General features: G+C 71.3%; 16 protein-coding genes. 8 read left to right on the top strand and 8 right to left on the bottom strand.

Annotated features, from left to right (window positions below):
• Positions 1-185: 185 nt before the first annotated feature.
• Positions 186-713, bottom strand: a complete 528-nt coding sequence (locus tag ACZ5CZ_RS37730) for an isochorismatase family protein (RefSeq protein WP_468949318.1) — start codon at positions 711-713, stop codon at positions 186-188.
• A gap of 19 nt (positions 714-732) precedes the next feature.
• Entirely contained in the window at positions 733-1,170 is a 438-nt protein-coding gene (locus ACZ5CZ_RS37725) for a MarR family winged helix-turn-helix transcriptional regulator (RefSeq protein WP_468949316.1), read from the bottom strand.
• 106 nt (positions 1,171-1,276) lie between these two features.
• Between ACZ5CZ_RS37725 and ACZ5CZ_RS37720 the strand changes: the two genes are divergently transcribed.
• Positions 1,277-2,194 carry a quinone oxidoreductase family protein gene (locus tag ACZ5CZ_RS37720; RefSeq protein ID WP_468949314.1) on the top strand — a complete coding sequence of 306 codons (918 nt, stop codon included), beginning with the start codon at positions 1,277-1,279 and terminating at the stop codon, positions 2,192-2,194.
• Between the two features lie 63 nt (positions 2,195-2,257).
• On the opposite strand, the gene ACZ5CZ_RS37715 is transcribed toward ACZ5CZ_RS37720, so the two are convergent.
• Positions 2,258-3,304, bottom strand: coding sequence for a bile acid:sodium symporter family protein (locus ACZ5CZ_RS37715; protein WP_468949312.1), 1,047 nt, complete (start codon positions 3,302-3,304; stop codon positions 2,258-2,260).
• A gap of 145 nt (positions 3,305-3,449) precedes the next feature.
• On the opposite strand from ACZ5CZ_RS37715, the gene ACZ5CZ_RS37710 reads away from it, so the two are divergent.
• On the top strand, positions 3,450-4,319 hold the full coding sequence (locus ACZ5CZ_RS37710; RefSeq protein WP_385842872.1) for a LysR substrate-binding domain-containing protein: 870 nt from the start codon (positions 3,450-3,452) through the stop codon (positions 4,317-4,319).
• 141 nt (positions 4,320-4,460) lie between these two features.
• Here ACZ5CZ_RS37710 and ACZ5CZ_RS37705 read toward each other — a convergent pair whose 3' ends face one another.
• Positions 4,461-5,435: an Lrp/AsnC family transcriptional regulator gene (locus ACZ5CZ_RS37705; protein ID WP_468949329.1), complete on the bottom strand. Its 975-nt coding sequence runs from the start codon at positions 5,433-5,435 to the stop codon at positions 4,461-4,463.
• Positions 5,436-5,560: 125 nt separating this feature from the next.
• Here ACZ5CZ_RS37705 and ACZ5CZ_RS37700 point away from each other — a divergent pair, with 125 nt between their 5' ends.
• The 3 genes from ACZ5CZ_RS37700 (at position 5,561) to ACZ5CZ_RS37690 (ending at position 10,113) form a co-directional block, all read left to right on the top strand.
• Positions 5,561-7,054, top strand: a complete 1,494-nt coding sequence (locus ACZ5CZ_RS37700) for an MFS transporter (protein WP_385842873.1) — start codon at positions 5,561-5,563, stop codon at positions 7,052-7,054.
• A 312-nt stretch (positions 7,055-7,366) separates the two neighbouring features.
• Entirely contained in the window at positions 7,367-9,193 is a 1,827-nt protein-coding gene (locus ACZ5CZ_RS37695) for an AMP-dependent synthetase/ligase (RefSeq protein WP_385842874.1), read from the top strand.
• A gap of 83 nt (positions 9,194-9,276) precedes the next feature.
• The gene (locus ACZ5CZ_RS37690; RefSeq protein WP_385842875.1) at positions 9,277-10,113 is read left to right on the top strand and encodes an aldo/keto reductase; all 837 of its coding nucleotides are present in this window, start codon (positions 9,277-9,279) and stop codon (positions 10,111-10,113) included.
• Positions 10,114-10,188: 75 nt separating this feature from the next.
• Here ACZ5CZ_RS37690 and ACZ5CZ_RS37685 read toward each other — a convergent pair whose 3' ends face one another.
• Both ACZ5CZ_RS37685 and ACZ5CZ_RS37680 read right to left on the bottom strand, forming a co-directional pair.
• Positions 10,189-10,800: a hypothetical protein gene (locus ACZ5CZ_RS37685; RefSeq protein ID WP_385842876.1), complete on the bottom strand. Its 612-nt coding sequence runs from the start codon at positions 10,798-10,800 to the stop codon at positions 10,189-10,191.
• Between the two features lie 357 nt (positions 10,801-11,157).
• Entirely contained in the window at positions 11,158-12,063 is a 906-nt protein-coding gene (locus ACZ5CZ_RS37680) for a class I SAM-dependent methyltransferase (protein ID WP_468949309.1), read from the bottom strand.
• A gap of 123 nt (positions 12,064-12,186) precedes the next feature.
• Here ACZ5CZ_RS37680 and ACZ5CZ_RS37675 point away from each other — a divergent pair, with 123 nt between their 5' ends.
• Positions 12,187-12,960, top strand: a complete 774-nt coding sequence (locus ACZ5CZ_RS37675; protein ID WP_468949307.1) for a phytanoyl-CoA dioxygenase family protein — start codon at positions 12,187-12,189, stop codon at positions 12,958-12,960.
• A 27-nt stretch (positions 12,961-12,987) separates the two neighbouring features.
• Here ACZ5CZ_RS37675 and ACZ5CZ_RS37670 read toward each other — a convergent pair whose 3' ends face one another.
• Positions 12,988-14,817: a glycoside hydrolase family 6 protein gene (locus ACZ5CZ_RS37670; protein ID WP_468949305.1), complete on the bottom strand. Its 1,830-nt coding sequence runs from the start codon at positions 14,815-14,817 to the stop codon at positions 12,988-12,990.
• Between the two features lie 53 nt (positions 14,818-14,870).
• Positions 14,871-16,328 (bottom strand): cellulase family glycosylhydrolase, encoded by a 1,458-nt coding sequence (locus tag ACZ5CZ_RS37665; protein ID WP_468949303.1) that lies wholly within the window; start codon positions 16,326-16,328, stop codon positions 14,871-14,873.
• Positions 16,329-16,590: 262 nt separating this feature from the next.
• Between ACZ5CZ_RS37665 and ACZ5CZ_RS37660 the strand changes: the two genes are divergently transcribed.
• Positions 16,591-19,509: a glycoside hydrolase family 48 protein gene (locus ACZ5CZ_RS37660; RefSeq protein WP_385842881.1), complete on the top strand. Its 2,919-nt coding sequence runs from the start codon at positions 16,591-16,593 to the stop codon at positions 19,507-19,509.
• A gap of 135 nt (positions 19,510-19,644) precedes the next feature.
• Positions 19,645-22,302 carry a cellulose binding domain-containing protein gene (locus ACZ5CZ_RS37655; protein WP_468949300.1) on the top strand — a complete coding sequence of 886 codons (2,658 nt, stop codon included), beginning with the start codon at positions 19,645-19,647 and terminating at the stop codon, positions 22,300-22,302.
• Position 22,303 lies beyond the last annotated feature (1 nt).

Below are 22,303 nucleotides of genomic sequence, written 5' to 3'. Positions count from 1 at the left end.
CAGCCCCGGGGGGACCGACCGCCTCACCCACACCGCAGGATGCCGACCGCCGCGCCCAGCCCGGAGGGACCGGCTGCCGCACCCGCGGGTCGGCCGCCGCGCACAGCGCCGGATGCCGGCCGTCGCACCCGCCCGCGCGGCACCGCCACCCCACTGCACCCCAGGGAGCACCGACCCCGGCAGCGTCAGTCGCGCGCCAGGCGCAGTCGGTCCGCGGTGGTGACCGTGCCGAGGCGGGGGAAGTCGAGCCGTACCGAGGCCTCGTGTTCGGCGGCTGTGAGGGCGGTCAGGGCGTCCTCCGCGAAGACGAGGTCGTAGCCGTGGTCGGCGGCGGCGCGGGCGGTGGACTCGACGCCGAGGTTGGTGGCGATGCCGCCGAGCACCAGGGTGGTGACGCCCCGTTCCCGCAGCGCCGCGTCGAGCCCGGTGTCGTGGAACGCGCCGACGGTCCGCTTGACCACTTCGAGGTCGCCGTCCTGGCGCAGGCCCGGCACCAGACCGCTGCCGGGCGGCTGTTCCGGGACGCCGGGGCGTTCGACCCGGACGAGGACGACGAGCGCGCCGGCGGAGCGGAAGGAGGCCGCCAGCTCCTCGGCGACCGCGAGGACTTCGGCACCTTTGCGGGGTTCCAGCGGGAGCGCGACGATGCGTTCCATCAGGTCGACGAGGACGAGGGCGGTGCGCTGCGGGTCCAGTACGTGAGCTGCGGTCATGACGGAACGTTAGCCGCCGTCAGCCGTCCGCACCGGAAATGCGGGTCAACAGGCCCATGAACTGCTCGCGTTCGGCCGCCGACAGCGGGGCGAGGAGCGCGTCGTTGGCCGCGCGGGCCGCCCGCTCGCAGCGGTCGAGGAGGCGCGCGCCCTCGTCGGTGAGGGAGACCGCGTTCTTGCGCCGGTCGCGCGGGTCGGGGGCGCGCAGCACGAGGCCGGCGGACTGGAGGTCGTTGAGGATGCCGACCAGGTCCTTGGGGTCGAGTCCGATGCCGCGGCCGAGGTCGGCCTGGGCGACCGGGCCGAGGTCGCGGACGGCGGAGAGGGTCACGTGGTGCCACATCTTCATGCCCTCGGCGGCGAGGGCGTCGGCGACCAGGGCGCGGCCGCGGGCGGCGGCCCTGCCCAGCAGCCAGCTGGGCAGGGAGCGGATCGCGGGCAGGGGTGCTTCGGCCATGCCGGAAGCCTATCGAAGAATCGTTGGACTTCCCCATGAACTCCCGTTACCGTTGGGATTCCCAACGAATTTCGTGGGTGTTCCCAACGAATGTGAGGTGTCGGCCATGCGCCGTGTCCGGTACGAGTCCACCGGCGGCCCGCTCTTCACGGAGGAGGTCCCGGTCCCCGAGCCCGGCCCCGGCGAGTTGCTGGTGCGCTGCGCGGCGATCGGGGTCACCCTGCCCGTGGTCCGCAAGGTCACCGAGTCCGCCGAGCCCATCCCGCTGGGCGGCGAACTGGCCGGCGAGGTGGTCGCGGTGGGCGCGGGGGTGGCCCGGTTCACCGTGGGCGACCGGGTGACCGGGCTGTGCTTCGGGCACGGCTACGCCGACTTCGCCGTCCTGCACGAGGCCATGGCCTCCCCGGTCCCCGACGGGGCCGGCGCCGTCGACGCGGTGGCGCTCGTGCGCAGCGGGCTGGTCGCGTACGGCGCGCTGGAGTCGGCGCGCCCCGCCCCCGGCGAGTCGGTGCTGGTCACGGCGGCCGCCAGCGGGGTCGGGCATCTCGCGGTGCAGCTGGCGCGGGCGAAGGGCGCGGGCCGGGTGGTGGGCGCGGTGTCCGATCCGGCGAAGACGGATTTCGTGCGCTCGCTGGGCGCGGACGACTGCGTACGGTACGGCGACGACAGCTGGGGGGAGCCGGTGGACTGCGTCCTGGACGCGGTCGGCGGCGAGCTGCTCGCCCCCGCCCTCGCCGCCCTCGCCCCGCACGGCCGGCTGGTCGCCTACAGCTCGGGCGGCGGCACGATCCGGGCGTACGACCTGCTGGTGGGCGCCAAGTCGGTGATCGGCTTCCAGATGGCGCTCATCGCCCGCGGCCGGCCGGAGCTGTACGAGCAGTGGCGCCAGGAGCTGTGGCGGATGTTCACCGAGGGCGCCCTGAAGCCCGTCGTACACGCCGAGTTCGCGCTGGAGGACGCGGCGAGGGCGCACGCGGTGATCGAGGCACGGGCCAACCTCGGCAAGGTCGTACTGCGCCCGTGAGAGCCGCCTTCGATGAGGCGGGCACTCACCGACGACGAGCCGGCCGACCGGCAGGTGCTGGGCTCAGCGCAGGACACCGTTGTGCGGCTGCCCCTGGACCGGGTGGGCGACCGAGCCCCCCGGGGCCTGCCGGGGCTCCTCCTCCGGGTCGCGGGCCCGCCGCTTGGCGATCACCGCGCACACCATCAGCTGCATCTGGTGGAAGAGCATCAGCGGCAGTACGGCCAGGGAGGCATGGGCGCCGAACAGCACGCTCGCCATGGGCAGCCCGGAGGCGAGGGACTTCTTCGAGCCGGCGAACTGGATGGCGATCCGGTCCGCCCGGCCGAAGCCGAGCGCCTTGCCGCCGTACCAGGTCAGCAGGAGCATCACGGCCAGCAGGACGGCCTCGACGGCGAGCAGCGCGCCGAGCCGGCCGGGGCTGATCCGGTGCCAGATGCCGCGGGTCATGCCCTCGCTGAAGGCGGTGTACACGACCAGCAGGATCGAACCGCGGTCGACCAGTCCGAGGACCTTCTTGTGCCGGGTGACGAAGCCGCCGATCCAGCGGCGCAGCAGCTGCCCGGCCAGGAACGGCACCAGCAGTTGCAGCACGATCTTGAGCAGCGAGTCGGCGGAGAACCCGCCGCCGCTGTTGCCGAGCAGTCCGGCGGCCAGCAGCGGGGTGAGGACGATGCCGACGAGGGAGGAGAAGGAGCCCGCGCAGATCGCCGCGGGCACGTTTCCCCGGGCGATGGAGGTGAAGGCGATGGACGACTGGATCGTGGACGGGACCAGCGTCAGGAAGAGCAGGCCCTGGTAGAGCGGCTGGGTCAGCAGCATGGGCACCAGGGCGCGCGCCGCCAGCCCGAGCGCCGGGAAGACGAGGAAGGTGCAGGCCAGCACGGTGAGGTGGAGCCGCCAGTGACGCAGTCCGTCGAGCGCCTCCCGGGTGGACAGCCGGGCGCCGTAGAGGAAGAAGAGGAAGGCGATCGCGGCCGTGGAAGCGCCGGAGGCCACATCGGCGGCGGTGCCCTGGGCGGGCAGCAGCGCGGCCAGCCCCACGGTCCCGAGAAGCAGCACGATGTACGGGTCGATCGGCAGCCGACTCGGCCAGCGCAGGCGTTTCACGGTGCTCCGTTCGCTCAGATGTGATGTTCCGTCTCCGGGCCCACCAGGGCCACTTTCCATCGTCTCCTTCCGCCGACCGATCGGGAAACCTGCATACCACTCTGACTGTCATCACGCATCGCGATGACCGCGCTAGTCTGGTCCGGTGTACGACCCCACCCAGCTCCGCACCTTCCTCGCGGTCGCCCAGACGCTGAGCTTCACCCAGGCCGCGCGGCGGCTCGGGGTGCGCCAGTCCACGGTCAGCCAGCATGTGCGGCGGCTGGAGGACGCGGCCGGCCGGCAGCTGTTCTCGCGGGACACCCATTCGGTGGAGCTGACCGAGGACGGCGAGGCGATGCTCGGCTTCGCACGCCGGCTCCTGGAGGTGCACGAGCAGGCGACGGCGTTCTTCTCCGGCACCCGGGTGCGGGGCCGGCTGCGGTTCGGCGCCTCGGAGGACTTCGTGCTCACCCGGCTGCCGGAGATCCTGGAAAGCTTCCGCTACGACCATCCGGAGGTCGACCTCGAGCTGACGGTCGAGCTGTCCGGCACCCTCTACGAGCGGCTGGCCGCCGGAAAGCTGGACCTGGTGCTGGCCAAGCGGCGCCCCGAGGACCCGCGCGGCGCGCTGGTCTGGCGGGACGACCTGGTGTGGATCGGCGCCGAGCGGCTGCGGCTGGACCCGGACCGGCCGGTGCCGCTGATCGTCTATCCGCCGCCGGGCATCACCCGGGCCCGGGCGCTGGAGACGCTGGAGGGCGAGGGCCGGGAGTGGCGGATCGTCTGCACCAGCGGCAGCCTCAACGGGCTGATCGCCGCGGCCCGGGCCGGGCTCGGGGTGATGGCCCACGCCCGGCGGCTGATCCCTCCGGGCCTGTTCCGGCTGCCGGACCGGGCCGGGCTGCCGGAGCTGGGCAAGGTCGACTTCGTCCTGGTCCACGGCCGCCACCGGGGCCCTGCGGACAGCCCCGCGAACGCCCTCGCGGCAGCGATCCTGGCAGGCGGCGAACGCCTGCGCCGCCGAAGCAGTTGAGCGAGCGCGACCAGCGGGACACCGGCACACCGGCAAGTGCGTGCGGCCGTACCAGGGCGCCGGAGCCATACGGCAGAGTCCGACGCACCGGAGAAGCCTCATGGTCAGGCCGACGCGGAGTACTGCAACCCCGGGCCGGCATCAGCGGGGTATCGGGTACGTCAGCTGTTTGACCCGGCGCAGGAACGGTGTCGTCTCCACGTGCTGGACTCCCTCCAGCCGGCCGAGGGGGCCGCTGAGGTAGGCGTACAGGCCCGCCGTGCTGCGGGTCAGCGCGGTGACGACCAGGTTGGACGGGCCGGCCGTGGCCGAGACCCAGGCGGTCTCCGCGTGGGTGGCCAGGGCCTGGCCGACGGAGTGCAGCGCGGCGGGGGCGGCGGTGATCCAGAGCGTGGCGACGACGGGATGGCCGAGGTTCTCGGTCTGGTACTCGACGTCGATGTACACCGCTCCGGAGGCGCGGAGCGTGGCCAGCCGGCGTCTGACCGAGGACTCCGAGCGGCCCGTGGCGCGCTGGAGCTCGGGGTAGCCGGCCCGGCCGTCGCGCTCCAGCACGGCCAGCAGGGGTTCGTCCTCGGGTTCGATCCGGGGCGGCCCGGGGTCGGGGTCGACAGCGGGGCGCAGCGCGGCGATCTGCTCGTCGGTGAGCGCGTTCAGCTTGCGGATCCAGCCCTCCGCACCACCGCCGTAGAACCGGTGCAGCAGCTGATGGGCGCGGATCTCGACCACGCTGGGGGTGCGGGGCAGCCTGCCGAGCAGCAGCTCGTCGTGGTCGCCGGGGGTGCGCGGGCGGGTCAGGCACAGCACCTCGGTGCCGCCCGAGGCCAGGCCGATCCAGTAGGTGTCGGGGCGCCGGGCCAGGGCCTCGGCGATGGCCGCGGCGCTGTCCGGGGCGCAGCGGATCCGCAGCATCCACTGGTCCTGGCCGAGCCGGTAGGCGTCCCGCATGGCCACGACCCGCAGACCGGCCTCGGCGGCGAGGCGCCGGTAGCGGCGCGCGACGGTCTGGTCGGACACGCCGAGTACGGCGGCGATGCGGCTGAAGGGGGCGCGTGCGTCGATCTCCAGCGCGGACAGCAGCTGGATGTCGAGCTGGTCGAAGGTGTCGGATTCCATTTTCGGCACGGGTTCTCCTGTCGGGTTCCGTCGGATCCGCCTGGTCGAGCCGTCCGATCAGCCGCTGTGGGGCCATCGTACGGAGCAATGGGCGATCGGCCCAGGAGTCGGCAGGGAGTGGGGACATGCGGAGATGGGGGACGCTCACGGCCGTGTGCCTGGGCACGTTCATGTTGTTGCTGGACGTGACGATCGTGGTGGTGGCGCTGCCGGACATGGCCGGCTCGCTGCACGCCTCGCTCGGCGATCTCCAGTGGGTGGTGGACGGGTACGCGCTGGCGCTGGCCGCGCTGCTGCTCGGCGCGGGCGCGGCCGCCGATCTGCTGGGGCGCCGCCGGGTGCATGTGGCGGGTGTCGTGCTGTTCGCGGTGGCCTCGCTGCTGTGCGGGCTGGCCTCCGGGCCGGAGCTGCTGGTGGCGGCCCGGGCCTTGCAGGGGGTGGGCGCCGCGGCGATGTTCGCGACCACCCTGCCGCTGCTGGGCTCGGTCTACCAGGGCAGGCAGCGATCGGCGGCGCTCGGTGTGTGGGGCGCGGTGAGCGGTGGCGCCGCGGCGATCGGCCCGGTGCTGGGCGGTCTGATCACGGAGGGCCCCGGCTGGCGGTGGATCTTCTTCGTGAACCTGCCGGTGAGCGTGGTCGAGGTCTGGCTGACGCTGCGGGCGGTGCCGGAGTCCCGGGGGCCGCGCGGTATGCGGGTGGACTGGGCGGGCATGGTGTCCTTCGCCGGTTTCGGGGGCGGTCTGACCTACGCGGTGGTACGGGCCGGTGAGGACGGCTGGACGGCCCCGGCGGCGCTGCTGGCCTTCGGCTGCGCGGCGCTCGCGCTGGTGGTGTTCGTGCTGGTGGAGCGGCGGGCGGCGGATCCGCTGCTGGACCTGGCGCTGCTGCGGCGGCCGGCGTTCGCGGGCGTGCTGCTGGGCGCGTTCGCCTTCAACGGGGTGGCGTTCGGGGTGACGCCGTACCTGTCGATCTGGATGCAGACGCTGCTGGGGATGTCCCCGGTGCGCGGCGGGCTCACCCTGCTGCCGATGACGGTCGCGGCGATGATCGTCGCCGTGCTGGTGGGCCGGCTGCTGCACGGCGTACCCGCCCGGCTCACCATCGGCGGCGGGCTGCTGCTGATCGGCACCGGGAACCTGTGCCAGGCCGTGCTGGACGCGGGCGCCTCCTGGACCGCGCTGGTACCGGGGTTCGTGCTGGTCGGCATCGGCACCGGCTGTGTCAGCCCGACGGTCGCCGGGGCGGCACTGGCGGCGGTGCCGGCCGAGCGGGCCGGGATGGCGGGCGGCGCGGTGAACACGGTCCGCCAGCTCGGGTACGCGCTCGGCGTCGCCGTCTTCGGCACCCTCCTGACCTCGCGGATGACCGGCACGCTGGGGCACGACGCCGCGCACGCCCTGGCCGGCGGCGGGGCGGCGGGGCTGCGCGGCAGCGTCCCCGAGCACACGCTGCGCGCCGCGTTCGCCTCGGGCCTGGACACCGCGCTGGTGACCGCCGGCGTCGTCGGCCTGGTGGCGGGCGGGCTGGTGCTGTGGCTGGTGCGGACGGCAGGGCCGGGGGCGGGCGCGCCCGCGGGGCAGCCGCCGGCGCGGGAGCAGGCGATGGCGGTACGGCGCTGAGCCGTGCCTGGTGCGGGGCGGTCCGGGGAAGGCTCCCGGCCGCCCCGCGCGCACGCGTGCGCCGACCGGTGCGCCGTCACCGGTAATCGGCGCGTACAGATTCGGTGGAGATTACGGTACCGAAACTTACGGTACCGTCAGTTTTGTGTCCGGCCCTTCCCCATGTGCGGGCATTTTCCGCGTCCCGAGCGGGAAAAACGTGAGGTTTGCCCGGCTTCCCACCCCCTCCCGAACGGTGAACCGGTGGGGTAGCTTTCACGGCGCTGTGCCGCATCACGGCGTGACCAAACAGCGAGGACCGGGGAGCCAGGTTTGCGCGAGTTCACGAACCCGCCGTTGGCATCGCCGCCGCCGGTGGGCGGTCTGGCCGACGTCGTCTTCGAGCATGCCCGGACCGATCCCCTGCACATCGCCCTCGGCCGCAAGGACGCCTCCGGGCAGTGGCGGGACGTCACCGCCGCCGAGTTCCGCGACGAGGTCCTCGCCCTGGCCAAGGGGCTGCTGGCCAACGGCATCCGGTTCGGCGACCGGGTCGCGATCATGTCCCGTACCCGCTACGAGTGGACCCTGTTCGACTTCGCGCTGTGGGCGATCGGCGCGCAGGTGGTGCCCGTCTATCCGACCTCCTCGGCCGAGCAGTGCTTCTGGATGCTGTACGACGCCGAGGTGACGGCGGCGGTCGTGGAGCACGAGGACCACGCGATGACCATCGCCACCGTCATCGACCGGCTGCCGAACCTGCGGCGGCTGTGGCAGCTGGACGCCGGCTGTGTGCAGGAGCTGTACGACGCCGGGGCACATCTGGACGACGAGATGGTGCACCGGCACCGGCAGGCGGTCACCCCGGAGTCGGTCGCCACGATCATCTACACCTCGGGCACCACGGGCCGGCCCAAGGGCTGTGTCATCTCGCACGGCAACTTCATGTTCGAGGCGGACACCGTCATCCAGCGCTGGGAGCCGGTGTTCCACTCCAAGAAGGGCGACGAGGCGTCGACGCTGCTGTTCCTGCCGCTGGCGCATGTCTTCGGGCGGATGGTGCAGGTCGCCGCGATCCGCGGCCGGGTCCGCTTCGGCCACCAGCCGCAGCTGCACGCGGCCGCGCTGCTGCCCGACCTGGCCGCCTTCCGGCCGACGTTCATCCTCGCGGTGCCGTACATCTTCGAGAAGGTGTTCAACGCGGCCCGCCGCAAGGCGGAGAAGGACGGCAAGGCGGGGCCGTTCGAGAAGGCCGTCGAGATCGCGGTGAAGTACGCGGAGGCGGTGGAGGCGAAGGCCTGGGGCACCGGGCCGGGCCCGTCGGCGGGCCTGCGGATGCAGCACCAGCTGTTCGACAAGCTGGTGTACGCGAAGGTCCGCGCGGCGATGGGCGGCCGGATCCGGAACGCGATGTCCGGCGGCTCGGGGATGGACCGCCGGCTGGGGCTGTTCTTCGCGGGCGCGGGCGTGCAGATCTACGAGGGCTACGGGCTCACCGAGTCGACGGCCGCGGCGACCGCGAACCCGCCCGAGCGCACCCGCTACGGCACGGTCGGCCAGGCCATCCCCGGGGTGACCGTGCACATCGCCGACGACGGGGAGATCTGGCTGCACGGCGGCAATGTCTTCCAGGGCTATCTGAACAACCCGAAGGCCACCGACGAGACCCTGCACGACGGCTGGCTGGCCACCGGCGACCTGGGGACGCTGGACCAGGACGGCTATCTGACCATCACCGGCCGCAAGAAGGAGATCCTGGTGACCTCCGGCGGCAAGAGTGTCTCCCCCGGGGTGCTGGAGGAGCGGGTCCGGGACCATCCGCTGGTCAACCAGTGCATTGTGGTCGGCAACGACCGCCCGTACATCGCCGCCCTGGTCACCCTGGACCAGGAGGCCGTCGAGCACTGGCTGACGATGCGCAACAAGCCGCGGCTGACCCCGGCGGAGCTGGTGCGCGACCCGGATCTGGAGACGGAGGTGCGGCGGGCGGTGGTCGCCGCCAACACGCTCGTCTCGCAGGCCGAGTCGATCCGCACCTTCCGCATACTGGCGCAGCCGTTCACCGAGGAACACGGCCTGCTGACACCGTCGTTGAAGCTGAAGCGGAAGGCGATCGAGAAGGCGTACGAGCGCGAGGTCGAGGCACTTTACCGGACCTGATCCGCGGGTCTGGAATGCATCGCGGCGCCTGATCGTTGACCATGGAAGTACCACCTGTCGACAACCGAAGGATCAAGAGGCTCGTGAGCAGCAAGGTCCCCCCGATCATCCTCAACAACGGCATCGAGATGCCCCAGCTGGGCTACGGCGTCTGGCAGGTGCCCGACGACGAGGCCGAGCGGGCCGTCGCCACGGCGCTGGAGGCCGGGTACCGCAGCATCGACACAGCGGCGATCTACGGCAACGAGGAGGGCACCGGCAAGGCCATCGCCGCCTCCGGCCTGCCCCGCGACGACATCTTCGTCACCACCAAGCTCTGGAACAGCGACCAGGGGTACGACGCCACGCTGCGCGCCTTCGACGTGTCGCTGGCGAAGCTCGGGCTCGACCACGTCGACCTGTATCTGATCCACTGGCCGCTGCCGGCGCGCGACACCTACGTCGACACCTACAAGGCGCTGGAGAAGCTGTACACCGACGGCCGGGTCAAGGCCATCGGTGTCTCCAACTTCCTGCCCGAGCACCTGGAGCGGCTGATCTCCGAGACCTCCGTGATCCCGGCGGTCAACCAGATCGAGCTGCACCCGCATCTTCAGCAGCACGCCGCCCGCGAGTTCCACGCCGCGCAGGGCATCGCCACCGAGGCCTGGTCGCCGCTCGGCCAGGGCAAGGGGCTGCTGGAGGTGCCGGCGATCGTCGCGATCGCGCAGAAGCACGGCCGTACACCGGCGCAGATCGTGCTGCGCTGGCACCTCCAGCTGGGGAACATCGTGATCCCGAAGTCCGTGACGCCGTCGCGGATCAGGGAGAACATCGAGGTGTTCGACTTCAGCCTGGACGCGGAGGACCTCGGCGCGATCAGCGCGCTCAACGAGGACCGGCGGATCGGGCCCGACCCGGCCACGTTCGACCTGGCCTGAGCCCCGCACCGGGTCCCCGCCGCGCCGGAGCACCGGCGCGGCGGGATCCGCTAGAGGTGTCTGCCGTGCGCCCGGTCAGTCGAGGTGGGCGTCGGCGTGCACGACCTCGAACTCCTCCAGTCCGACGACGGTGACATGGGCCTTGGCCGAGGCCTCGTGCCGGGCCGCCGCCTGACCGGCCCGGGAGGCCACCAGCGACGCCCGGTCGAGGAAGAGGGCGCCGACGCTTCCCGTGCCCCGGTCCCGGTCGATGAGCAGGGACACCCGGGCCAGTCCGGGCAGGGCGTCCAGCCGCGGGACCACGGCGGCGCGGAAGGTGTCGCCGAGCAGGTCGGCGTCCAGCGGGTCGAACACGAGCCGGGTGTGCCGGAGTCCGCCGCCCACGCGCGGCGGCTGGACCGAGTGGACCACGACCGCCTCGTAGTTCTCCACCGCGTAGGTGCTCGCGAACGGCTCCAGCAGCATCGCCCGGCGCTCGCTCATGACCTCGTCGCTGTTGTGGCGTTCCGCCTCGGTGTCCCACCAGCTCGACACCAGCAGCTTGCCGATCTCGCGGTCCACGAACACACCGGATCCGCGATAACCGGGCCGTTCCTCGAGGAGCTCCCGCCCGGAGGTGTTCAGTGCCCGGACGGCGGTGTCGAGCTTCGCCGGATCGCCGGTCGCGTAGATGGTGCGTACGAACATCGCAAATCGCCTCCCTGTCCGACACGACCAGTGTTCTCCCGGGAGGAGACGGCTGCCACCGCGCACACCAACGGTGAGGAATCCTCGCTGACAGCAGCCGCCGGACGGCCGTGCGTCAGTTCGACTCCGCTCGAGCAGGGGGCACCCCCATGACCCCGCTCGGGTCGGCCAGAAAGCGCCGGCATCGCAGCCGACCTGATCCGAAAGAAAGGCCCTAGCCGTCCCAGAACGGGGTCTCCACCCGGCCGGGAGCGACCAGGGTCACGCCGATCCCGAACTCCGTGACCTGGTTGGTGAACGCCGGGCAGTCCATCACTGCGAGCGCATTCCAAGTCAACCCCGGCCAGCGGGGGTTGTTCACGCCACCGGCCGCACCGCGGTGTGCACCGTGTGGGCCGCCAGGACGAACACGTCGGGCCGGTGGTGCACGCTCGCCGGGTCGGACGGGTCCAGCAGCCGGTCCAGGGTGGCCAGGTCCTCGGCGTCCAGCCCGTCGCCGACGCCCTCGCGCAGCCGGGACAGGGACGCGGCGACATACGCACGGGCGCGGTCGCTGACCGGCGCGGGCAGGTCGAGCAGGAAGCTGCGGGTGCGGGTGTGTCCGAGGCCGGCGACGGTCAGCAGGGCCGGCCAGTCCTCGGTCTCCGGGACCGAGCCGGGCAGGTCCGCCCGCATCCGCGTGAACCACTCCGACTCCAGGGCGTCGAGCCGGGCCTGGAGTCCGGGTCGGCCGATGCCGATGTCCCGGGGCAGGAAACGCATGGGCAGGCCCCCTTCGAGGAGCGCCAGGGTGCCGCCGGGGGCCAGCCGCCGGGCGAACGCGGCGAGCGCGGCCCGCTGGTCGCCGAGGTGGTGCAGACTGCGGCTGGCCCACAGCAGGTCCGCCGGATAGTCCAGCCCGTCCAGTACCTCGGGCAGTTCCCCGGCGAGGGTGTCGAAGCGGTCGGCGACGCCCTGCTTCTCGGCCCGGGTGCGGGCGCGTTCCAGCAGCGGCGGAGTGCCGTCGACGGCGACGACCCGGGCGCCGGGGAACGTCTCGGCGAAGAGGCAGGAGACGACGCCGGGGCCGCTGCCCGCGTCCACGATCAGCCCCGGCTCGGTCACCTCCCGCGCGAGCCAGGCCAGGGCCCGCTCGTAGAGCGGGGTGAACAGCTCCGCCTGGGACTCCAGCAGGGGGCCCAGCTCGTTCCAGTCGATGTCGGTGGTGTCGTGCCCGTGTCCGTGCCCGTGCCGGTGCTCGTGGGTGTGGTGGTCGTGCGCCATGGTGGTCAGCCTCTCGTCCGGAGGCGGCCAGCGTGCGACGGCGCACCGGCCGGGGGCCAGCCGTCTTGCCGGTACCGCAAAAAACAGATGCGTCACGGCAACGGATCCGACGAGGATGACGCTATGGATCATGACGTGGTGAAACGCTTCCTCGCCGACGGATTCGTCAAGATCGAGGCGGCGTTCCCGCCTCGCGTCGCCGAGGACTGCGCACGGCTGCTGTGGCGGGAGACGGGGTACGACCCGCAGGACCCCGGCACCTGGAAGGAACCGGTGGTGCGGGTGGGAGGGATGGCGCAGGGCCCGTTCGCGGCGGCGGTCAACACCCCTGTCCTGCACGAGGCGTTCGACCAGTTGGTCGGTGCGGGCCGCTGGGAGCCGCGCTATTCCCTCGGCACCTTCCCGCTGCGCTTCCCGCACCCCTCTGACCCGGGCGACGCGGGCTGGCACATCGAGGGCAGCTACGCCGTGGAGGGCGAGACCTGGCCCTTCACCAATGTGCGTTCACGGGACCGCGCGCTGCTGATGCTGTTCCTGTTCAGCGAGGTGACCGAGGAGGACGCGCCCACCCGGATCCGGGTCGGCTCGCATCTGGACGTACCGCGGCTGCTGGAGCCGTACGGCGAGGCCGGTGTGTCGGTGCTGGAGATCGCCCCGCGGGTGGAGGCGGCCACGGAACATCGGCCGCTCGCGTACGCCACCGGCCGCCCCGGTGATGTCTACCTGTGCCATCCGTTCCTGGTGCACGCGGCGCAGCTGCACCACGGCACCCGGCCGCGTTTCATGGCCCAGCCGCCGCTGTCCCCGGCGGTGCCGTACGAGCTGCACCGGCCGGACGGCGGCTATTCGCCGGTGGAGCGCACGATCCGCCGGGGTCTGGGCCTCGACGAGGCCTGACCCCGGCGGATCTGCCGGCTCAGTGGGTCACGGCAGCGGCGGGTAGGCGTTCTGCATCAGCTGCTGGAACTGGGCGGAGAACCAGTGCCCGGCCAGCGGCGCGTTCGGCAGGGCGCCTGACATGCTGTTCCCGTTGCGTGCGTTGCCGGTGTAGGTCGGGTCGCACATCTGGTCGAAGCCCTTGCCCTCGTCGTTGGCGATGGGGGAGCTGGCTCCGTCCGACTGCCCCGGCGGCTTGGCCCACACATAGGCGTCGATACCGGCGGCCGGCGCGGCGGTGGGCCGTTCACCGAGCCCGGCGCCGCTCTGGTTGCACCAGTTGCCGACGTGGATACGGCGGTCCACCCGGCCCCCGTTGACATAGGCGTCGACGGAGGTCTGCGGGCCGGCCCCGGTGGGCCGGGCGGTACCGCCCCAGCCGTTGCGGGAGGTGTCGATCAGCATGCCGATGCCGGGGTCGAACCCGAGGGAGACGAGCTTGTCCCGCAGGCCGAGGGCGTACGACTGCTCGTCCACGTACTGGTTCCAGTCGATCCACTTCGACTGGCGCACGGTCGTGCCGTTCACCGAGTCGGTTACCTTGACGTACGGCTCCTTCAGGGCGCTGTAGTTGGCCGTGTTGACGATGAACCCGGCGACGTCGTTCACGCTGGCGCCGTTGGAGGTGGCGACCTTGTAGAACTCCTGCGCGGAGGGACCGAGGTTGGTGTCCCAGCCGAGCCAGCCGTGGTGTCCGGCGTCGATGTAGTTGTAGACGTTGGAGAGGGCGCCGAGCTTCTGGAGGGCGTAGCTGACGCCCTTCTCGTAGTTGCCGTTCGCCTTCATGGTCTCGCAGGCGGTGGTGCTGGTGGAGGTGCCGCCGCCGTTGGTGACCAGGTTGGGCAGCGAGTCCGGCTCGATGACGGTGGCGATCCGCAGCCCCGCGTACTTCGGGTCGGACAGGATCGAGGCGATCGGGTCGATGTAGTCGGTCTTGTACTTGTCGATGTCGTCGGGGCCGAGTTCGCCGTTGGAGGCGAGGGCGGCGCAGTCGCGGCCGGGCAGGTCGTAGATGACCAGCTGGACGACGAGGTCGCCGGAGCCCTTCTGGGTGAGGGCCGCGTTCAGGTGGTCGCGCAGGCCCATACCTCCGTTGGCGCCGTTGATGGTGGCGATCCGGTCGAGCCAGACCGCGGTGGGCTGGTTGGAGATGCGGCTGCCGCCCGGTTCGGCGGCGGCGTGCGCGGACCACTCGGGGTCCACGTACACCTTGGCGCCGGCGTAGGGGTTGTCCACCCGGCCGCCGGTGCCGCCGCCGGTGCCGCCGCCCGTGCTGCCACCGGTGCCGCCGCCCGTGCTGCCACCGGTGCCGCCGCCGGTACTGCCACCGGTACCGCCGCCCGTGCTGCCACCGGTACCGCCGCCGGTACTGCCACCGGTGCCGCCGCCCGTTCCGCCGCTGTCGACGTTGCAGGTGACGCCGTCCAGGGTGAAGGTGGCGGGTACGGCGTTGGAGCCGCTGTAGCTGCCGTTGAAGCCGAAGCTCACCGAACTGCCGGTGCCCAGCGTGCCGTTGTAGCCGGCGTTGGTGGCGGTGACGTCGGCGCCGCTCTGGCTGACCGTCGCGTTCCAGGCGTTGGTGACCTTCTGGTTGCCGGCGTACGACCACTTCAGCGACCAGCTCGACTTGGCGGCCGCGTTGTTGGTGACGGTGACGGCGGCGGTGAAGCCGGTGTCCCACTGGTTCTGCACGGTGTAGGCCACGGTGCAGGGGATGGAGGAGGTGGCGGCTCCGGCCGGGGCCGTGAGCAGCGCCGTGCCGGAGGTCCCGGCGACCAGCGCCAGGGCCGCGAGCAGGGATGTTCTGGTGCGACTCATCAGTGCGGGTTCCTTCTTCCGGGGTTGCGTCGGGAGGAGTTGAGGGATGGGGGTTACGGGTTGAGGGCGCGCAGATGGTCGCGCAGCCCGGCGCCGTACGCGGTGGGTGTGCCGTCGTACGACGAGATCAGGGAGGGGCCGCTGGAGCAGTCCCAGGTGTTCCAGGTCCAGCCCAGGTAGGACAGTCCGTGGTCGTCGAACCACTTCATGACCTGGTCGGTGAAGGAGTGCGCGCAGGTGTTCTCGCCGACCTCGCCGGCGATCAGCGGGACCTGTGCCGCGACCGGGGCGAGGGTGGAGTCCCAGCAGCTCGCCGAGGAACAGCTGTTGAAGTTGTAGACGTGGTAGGAGGCGGCGAGATTGCCGGCCGGGTCGGTGGGCTTGTAGGTCAGCCACTGGCTGAGGTCGTTGGAGTACGCCAGCCCGCCGGCCATGATGACGTTCTTGGCGCCGGCGCCCCGGACGCTGTCCACGAGGTCCTGCATGCCGGCGACCTCGTAGGAGATGCCGGGGCAGGTCCCGCCGTCCCGCCAGCACTTCCAGGCGTCCGTGACACTGCTGGTGGCACGGTCCGGGTAGGGCTCGTTGAACAGGTCGAACACCGGTGCGGGGTCGTCCTTGAAGGTGCCGGCGACCGACGCCCAGAAGGACGGGCTGTACTGGGCGTCGGGCATCGGCTTCTGGCAGGTGGCGTGGACGTCGGAGCAGCCCGCCGAGTTGCCGGTGTACTGGCCGTAGGTCCAGTGCAGATCGAGGATCGGGGTCAGGCCGTGCGCCTCGACGCGGGCCACCAGGTCCTTGACGGCGGCGATGTAGTTCGCGCCGGCGTACTCGGGCTTGACGTTGGACAGGCCGAGCCAGCACTCCTCGTTGAGCGGGATGCGGACGGCATTGGCCTTCCAGTCGGCGATCGCCTGGATGGCGGCGTCGTCGACGGGACCGTCCCAGATGCCGTAGCCCTGCACACACTTGAACTCGCCGCCGGAGCGGTTCACGCCGAGCAGCCGGTGGGGCGTACCGCCGGCGTCCACGAGCCTGGCGCCGGAGACATGCAGGGCGGGGGCGCCGGTGCCGGTCGGGGGTGGGGTCGGTTCGCTGTCGACGTTGCAGGTGGTGCCGTTGAGCTTGAACGCGGTCGGTACGGTGTTGCGGCCCGACCAGGACCCGAGGAAGCCGGCGCTGACGCTCGCCCCGGTGCCGAGCGAGCCGTTCCAGCTCTCGCTCGTGGCGGTCACGGTCGTACCGGACTGGGACCACTCCGCGTTCCAGCCCTGGGTGACCTTCTGGCCGTCGGCGAAGTCGAAGCCGAGCTTCCAGGTGCTGAGCGCGGCCTGGTTGTTGGTGATCCTGACTGATCCCTGGAAGCCGCTGTCCCACTGGCCGGTGACGGAGTAGTCCACCGTGCAGGCGGGCGCGGCGCCCTGTGCGCTGGCCACCGGGACGACGGCGCCGAGAACGAGTGCGGCGGCGCCGGCGGCGGCTAAAAGTACTGAACGCGGGGGGTGTCGCATGAGCGACTCCTCACAGCTGGACGCGCCGTGACGGACGCGTCGACTGAATGGAATCGCTCCCACTGGTGCGAAGGAAGGTAGCGCCCGGCGGGCGGCTTGCCTAGCAGAGGCGCTGACTTTTCCTCAACCAAAAGCGTCGAATCTTTTCGACTCTTCGAGCGTCTTGACCGTTCACATGGCGGTCATCACTATGGGAGCGCTCCCACTGGTTCAAGCCTTGACTTCCCGACCGAGCCGCAATGCCGCAAGGAGGAACCAGCACATGGATCCCGGACGCAGACGCGCAGCCGTGCGGCGACTGTGGACCGCCGTGGCGGCCGCGTTCGCCCTGCCCCTGACGATGCTCGCCACCGGCACCCCGGCCGCGCACGCGGCGACCGTGCAGTGCAGCGTCGACTACAAGACCAATGACTGGGGTTCCGGCTTCACCGCCGACCTCACCGTCACCAACCGCGGCACCGACGCCATCGACGGCTGGACGCTCACCTACTCGTATACGGGCAACCAGAAGCTGTCCAACGGATGGAACGGCACCTGGTCGCAGTCCGGCCAGACCGTCACCGTCAAGAACGCCTCGTACAACGCGACCATCGCCGCGGGTTCCGCCGTCAGCACCGGTGCCCAGTTCAGCTACAGCGGCACCAACGCGGCGCCCACCGCGTTCGCGGTCAACGGCACCACCTGCGCCGGCGCCCACCAGCCGCCGGTCACGGTGCTGACCAGCCCGAGCGCGGGCGCGGTGTACACCCAGGGCGACGCGATCCCGCTGGCCGCGACCGCGGCGGCGGCCGACAACGCCACGATCAGCAAGGTGGAGTTCTACGACGACACCACGCTGCTCGGCACCGACACGAGCGCGCCGTACACGCTCTCCGTCTCCGATTTGACCGTGGGCAGTCATTCGTTGGTGGCGAAGGCGTACGACAGCCTGGGCGCGTCCGCCGAGTCGACACCGGTCGGCGTCACCGTCGCGTCCGGACCCGCCGTCGTCGCCTCCCCGTCCCAGCTGGGCGTCCAGCAGGGCAAGTCGGGCACCTTCGCGGTGAAGCTGTCGACCAAGCCGAGCGCGAACGTGACGGTGGGCGTGGCCCGCACCGCCGGCAACACGGGCCTGTCGGTGACGGGCGGGTCGTCCCTGACCTTCACCCCGGCCAACTGGGACACCGCGCAGAACGTGACCGTCACGGCGGACTCCTCCGGCACCGGCAGCGCGACCTTCACCGCCTCGGCCACGGGCTACACCAAGGCCACGGTGACGGTGACCGAGCTGGCCCCCACCAAGACGTACGACACCCGCTTCCTGGACCTCTACGGGAAGATCACCGACCCGGCGAACGGCTACTTCTCCCCGCAGGGCATCCCCTACCACTCGGTGGAGACGCTGATCGTCGAGGCGCCGGACTACGGCCACGAGACCACGTCCGAGGCCTACAGCTATCTGCTGTGGCTCCAGGCGATGTACGGCAAGGTCACCGGCGACTGGTCGAAGTTCAACGGGGCGTGGGCCCTCATGGAGAAGTACATGATCCCCACGCACGCCGACCAGCCCACCAACTCCTTCTACAACGCCTCCAAGCCGGCGACCTACGCCCCCGAGGAGGACACCCCCGACCAGTACCCGGCGAAGCTGGACACCTCCGTGTCCGTGGGCTCGGACCCGATCGCCGCCGAGCTGAAGAGCGCCTACGGCACCGACGACGTCTACGGCATGCACTGGATCGAGGACGTCGACAACGTCTACGGCTACGGCGACACCCCGGGCGGCACCTGCGAGGGCGGCCCGACGGCGAGCGGCCCGTCGTATCTGAACACCTTCCAGCGCGGCCCGCAGGAGTCGGTGTGGGAGACCATCCCGCAGCCGACCTGCGACGCCTTCAAGTACGGCGGCAAGAACGGCTACCTGGACCTGTTCACCGGCGACAACTCCTACTCCAAGCAGTGGAAGTACACCGACGCCCCGGACGCCGACGCGCGTGCGGTGCAGGCGGCGTACTGGGCGGACGTGTGGGCCAAGCAGCAGGGCAAGGGCAGCGACGTGTCCGCGACGGTGGCCAAGGCCGCGAAGATGGGCGACTACCTGCGGTACGCGATGTACGACAAGTACTTCAAGAAGATCGGCAACTGTGTGGGTGCCTCCACCTGCGCGGCCGGCACCGGCAAGGACGCCTCGCACTACCTGCTGTCCTGGTACTACGCCTGGGGCGGCGCCACCGACACCAACTCCGGCTGGGCATGGCGGATCGGCTCCAGCCATGTGCACGGCGGCTACCAGAACCCCCTCGCCGCCTACGCGCTGAGCAGCTATGCCGACCTGGAGCCCAAGTCGGCCACCGGCGTTGCCGACTGGTCCAAGTCCCTCCAGCGGCAGCTGGAGTTCTACCGGTGGCTCCAGTCGTCCGAGGGCGCCATCGCGGGCGGTGCGACCAACAGCTGGCAGGGCCGGTACGCCAGCCCGCCCGCCGGTACCTCCACCTTCTACGGCATGTACTACGACTGGCAGCCGGTCTACCACGACCCGCCGTCCAACCAGTGGTTCGGCTTCCAGGCCTGGTCGATGGAGCGGGTCGCCGAGTACTACCAGCAGACCGGGAACGCCACGGCGAAGGCGATCCTCGACAAGTGGGTGAAGTGGGCGCTGTCCAAGACCACGATCAACCCGGACGGCACCTACCAGATCCCGGCGACCCTCCAGTGGTCGGGCCAGCCCGACACCTGGAACCCGTCGAGTCCCGGAACGAACAGCGGACTCCATGTCACCGTCGCCGACTACACCAACGACGTCGGCGTGGCGGCGGCGTACGCCAAGACCCTGACGTACTACGGCGCCAAGTCCGGTGACGCGACCGCGAAGTCGACGGCGAAGGCGCTGCTGGACGGCATGTGGAACAACTACCAGGACAGCCTGGGCATCGCCGCCCCGGAGACCCGCAGCGACTACAGCCGGTTCGGTGACAGCGTGTCCGTGCCGAGCGGCTGGACCGGCACCATGCCGAACGGCGACGCGATCAACTCCTCGTCCACCTTCAGCTCGATCCGTTCCTTCTACAAGAACGACCCGGCCTGGTCGAAGATCGAGGCCTACCTCAAGGGTGGCGCCGCGCCCACCTTCACGTACCACCGGTTCTGGGCCGAGGCGGACATCGCCATGGCCATGGGCTCGTACGCGGAGCTCCTCGAATAGTCCCCGCTGACGCTCCGCGTGCACGACCCCGTCACAGGAAGACGGGGTCACCCGGGCGGCCCCCACATGCACAGGGGGCCGCCCGGTTCCATACCCGCGCACCTCCCTCCCCTCCCCCACGGAAGGACTCCGATCGTGCGCAGAACCCGCATCCTGACCGCCGTGCTGGCGCTGGCCGCCGGCCTGCTCGCCGGCACCCCGCCCGCGCTGGCCTCGGGCCCCGCCCCACGGGCGACGCTCGCGGCGGACACGTACACCTGGCACAACGCCCGGATCGACGGCGGCGGTTTCGTCCCCGGGATCGTCTTCAACCGCTCCGAGAGGAACCTGGTCTACGCCCGCACCGACATCGGCGGCGCCTACCGCTGGCAGCAGTCGACCAAGACCTGGACGCCGCTGCTGGACTCGGTCGGCTGGACGGACTGGGGACACATGGGCGTGGCCGGCCTGGCGTCCGACTCCGTGAACCCCGACAAGGTGTACGCGGCGGTGGGCACGTACACCAACAGCTGGGACCCGACGAACGGGGCGGTGCTGCGCTCCTCGGACCGGGGGGCGACCTGGCAGAAGGCGGACCTGCCGTTCAAGCTGGGCGGCAACATGCCCGGACGGGGCATGGGCGAGCGGCTCGCGATCGACCCGAACAAGGACAGCGTGCTCTATCTGGGCGCGCCGAGCGGCAAGGGCCTGTGGCGGTCCACGGACTCCGGAGTGACCTGGTCGCAGGTGACGGGCTTCCCGAACCCCGGGAACTACCAGCAGGACCCGACGGACACCACCGGTTACGCCAGTGACAACCAGGGGATCGTCTGGGTCACCTTCGACGAGTCGACCGGGACGGCGGGCAGCGCCACCAGGACCATCTATGTCGGGGTCGCCGACAAGGACAACGCGGTGTACCGCTCGACGGACGCGGGCGCCACCTGGACCCGGCTGGCCGGGCAGCCGACGGGCTATCTGCCGCACAAGGGCGTGCTGGACGCCGCGAACGGCTATCTGTACGTCGCCTACAGCGACAAGGGCGGCCCGTACGACGGAGGCAAGGGCCGGCTGTTTCGGTATGCGACGGCGACCGGAGCCTGGACGGACATCAGCCCGGTCGCGGAGTCGGACACCTCCTACGGGTTCAGCGGGGTGACCGTCGACCGTCAGCACCCGTCCACCCTCATGGCCACCGCGTACAGCTCCTGGTGGCCGGACACCCAGATCTTCCGCTCCACCGACAGCGGGGCCACCTGGACCAAGGCCTGGGACTACACGTCGTACCCCACCCGCTCGAACCGGTACACCCTCGATGTGTCCTCCTCCCCCTGGCTGAGCTTCGGCGCGCACCCGTCCCCGCCCGAGCAGACGCCGAAGCTGGGCTGGATGACGGAGTCACTGGAGATCGACCCGTTCGACTCGGACCGGATGATGTACGGCACGGGTGCGACGCTGTTCGGCACCGAGAACCTGACCCGGTGGGACAGCGGCGGCACATTCACGGTGAAGCCCATGGTGCAGGGGCTGGAGGAGACCGCGGTGAACGACCTGGCGTCCCCGCCGTCCGGCGACGCCCGGCTGTTCAGCGCGCTCGGTGACATCGGCGGCTTCCGGCACACGGACCTGACGAAGGTGCCGTCGCTGATGTACACCTCGCCGACCTTCACCACGACCACCAGCCTGGACTTCGCGGAGAGCAACCCCGACATCGTGGTCCGCGTCGGCGATCTCGACTCCGGCCCGCACATCGCGTTCTCGACCGACAACGGCGCCAACTGGTCCGGCGGCACGGATCCTTCCGGGGTCGGCGGCGGCGGCACGGTGGCGGCGGCCGCCGACGGCAGCCGGTTCGTGTGGAGCCCCGCCGGCACGGGGGTGCGGTACACGACGGACCTCGGCTCGTCCTGGTCGGCGTCCAGCGGCATCCCGGCCGGCGCCACCGTCGCGTCGGACCGCGTCGACCCCAGGACGTTCTACGGCTTCAAGTCCGGCACGTTCTACGTCAGCACGGACGGCGGCGCGACCTTCACCGCCTCTGCGGCATCCGGCCTGCCGAGCGGCGACAGCGTCCGCTTCAAGGCGCTGCCGGGCACCAAGGGCGATGTGTGGCTGGCGGGCGGCGCGGCGGACGGCGCGTACGGCCTGTGGCACTCCACCGACGGCGGTGCGAGCTTCACCAGGCTGCCGAACGTCGAGCAGGCCGACACCATCGGCTTCGGCAAGGCGGCGCCGGGAGCCTCGTACCGGACGCTCTTCACCAGCGCGCGGATCGGCGGTGTGCGCGGCATCTTCCGCTCCACCGACAAGGGCGCGACCTGGACCCGGATCAACGACGACGCCCACCAGTGGGGCTGGACGGGCACCGCGATCACCGGTGACCCGCGGGTGTACGGCCGCGTGTACGTGTCCACCAACGGCCGGGGGGTCATCTACGGCGACACCTCCGACACGGGTGGCGGCGACGGCGGGGGTACGACTCCGCCCTCGTCCGGCGGCTGCGCGGTGGCGTACAAGGTCACCAACCAGTGGTCGGGCGGCTTCCAGGCCGATGTGCGGGTGACCGACACCGGCCCGGACGCGTGGTCCGGCTGGACGCTGAACTGGTCCTTCGCCGACGGCCAGAAGATCACCCAACTGTGGAACGCCGACTACACACAGTCGGGCGCGACGGTGAGCGCGAAGAACCTGAGCTGGAACGGCACCGTGGCGGCAGGCTCCTCGGTGGCCTTCGGCTTCACCGGAAGCTGGTCGTCCGCCAACTCCGGCCCGACGTCGTTCACCCTCAACGGCCGGACCTGCACGGTCGGTTGAC

The organism is Streptomyces sp. NPDC031418 (genome assembly GCF_055581605.1).
The sequence above is the reverse complement of the archived record's forward strand: the minus strand, read 5'-3'. Positions and strand labels throughout refer to the sequence as shown.

Coding starts and splice junctions, on each gene's coding strand:
- ACZ5CZ_RS37730 (WP_468949318.1), bottom strand. CDS start 713: ATGACCGCAGCTCACGTACTGGACCCGCAGCGCACCGCCCTCGTCCTC.
- ACZ5CZ_RS37725 (WP_468949316.1), bottom strand. CDS start 1,170: ATGGCCGAAGCACCCCTGCCCGCGATCCGCTCCCTGCCCAGCTGGCTG.
- ACZ5CZ_RS37720 (WP_468949314.1), top strand. CDS start 1,277: ATGCGCCGTGTCCGGTACGAGTCCACCGGCGGCCCGCTCTTCACGGAG.
- ACZ5CZ_RS37705 (WP_468949329.1), bottom strand. CDS start 5,435: ATGGAATCCGACACCTTCGACCAGCTCGACATCCAGCTGCTGTCCGCG.
- ACZ5CZ_RS37700 (WP_385842873.1), top strand. CDS start 5,561: ATGCGGAGATGGGGGACGCTCACGGCCGTGTGCCTGGGCACGTTCATG.
- ACZ5CZ_RS37685 (WP_385842876.1), bottom strand. CDS start 10,800: ATGTTCGTACGCACCATCTACGCGACCGGCGATCCGGCGAAGCTCGAC.
- ACZ5CZ_RS37680 (WP_468949309.1), bottom strand. CDS start 12,063: ATGGCGCACGACCACCACACCCACGAGCACCGGCACGGGCACGGACAC.
- ACZ5CZ_RS37675 (WP_468949307.1), top strand. CDS start 12,187: ATGGATCATGACGTGGTGAAACGCTTCCTCGCCGACGGATTCGTCAAG.
- ACZ5CZ_RS37670 (WP_468949305.1), bottom strand. CDS start 14,817: ATGAGTCGCACCAGAACATCCCTGCTCGCGGCCCTGGCGCTGGTCGCC.
- ACZ5CZ_RS37665 (WP_468949303.1), bottom strand. CDS start 16,328: ATGCGACACCCCCCGCGTTCAGTACTTTTAGCCGCCGCCGGCGCCGCC.
- ACZ5CZ_RS37660 (WP_385842881.1), top strand. CDS start 16,591: ATGGATCCCGGACGCAGACGCGCAGCCGTGCGGCGACTGTGGACCGCC.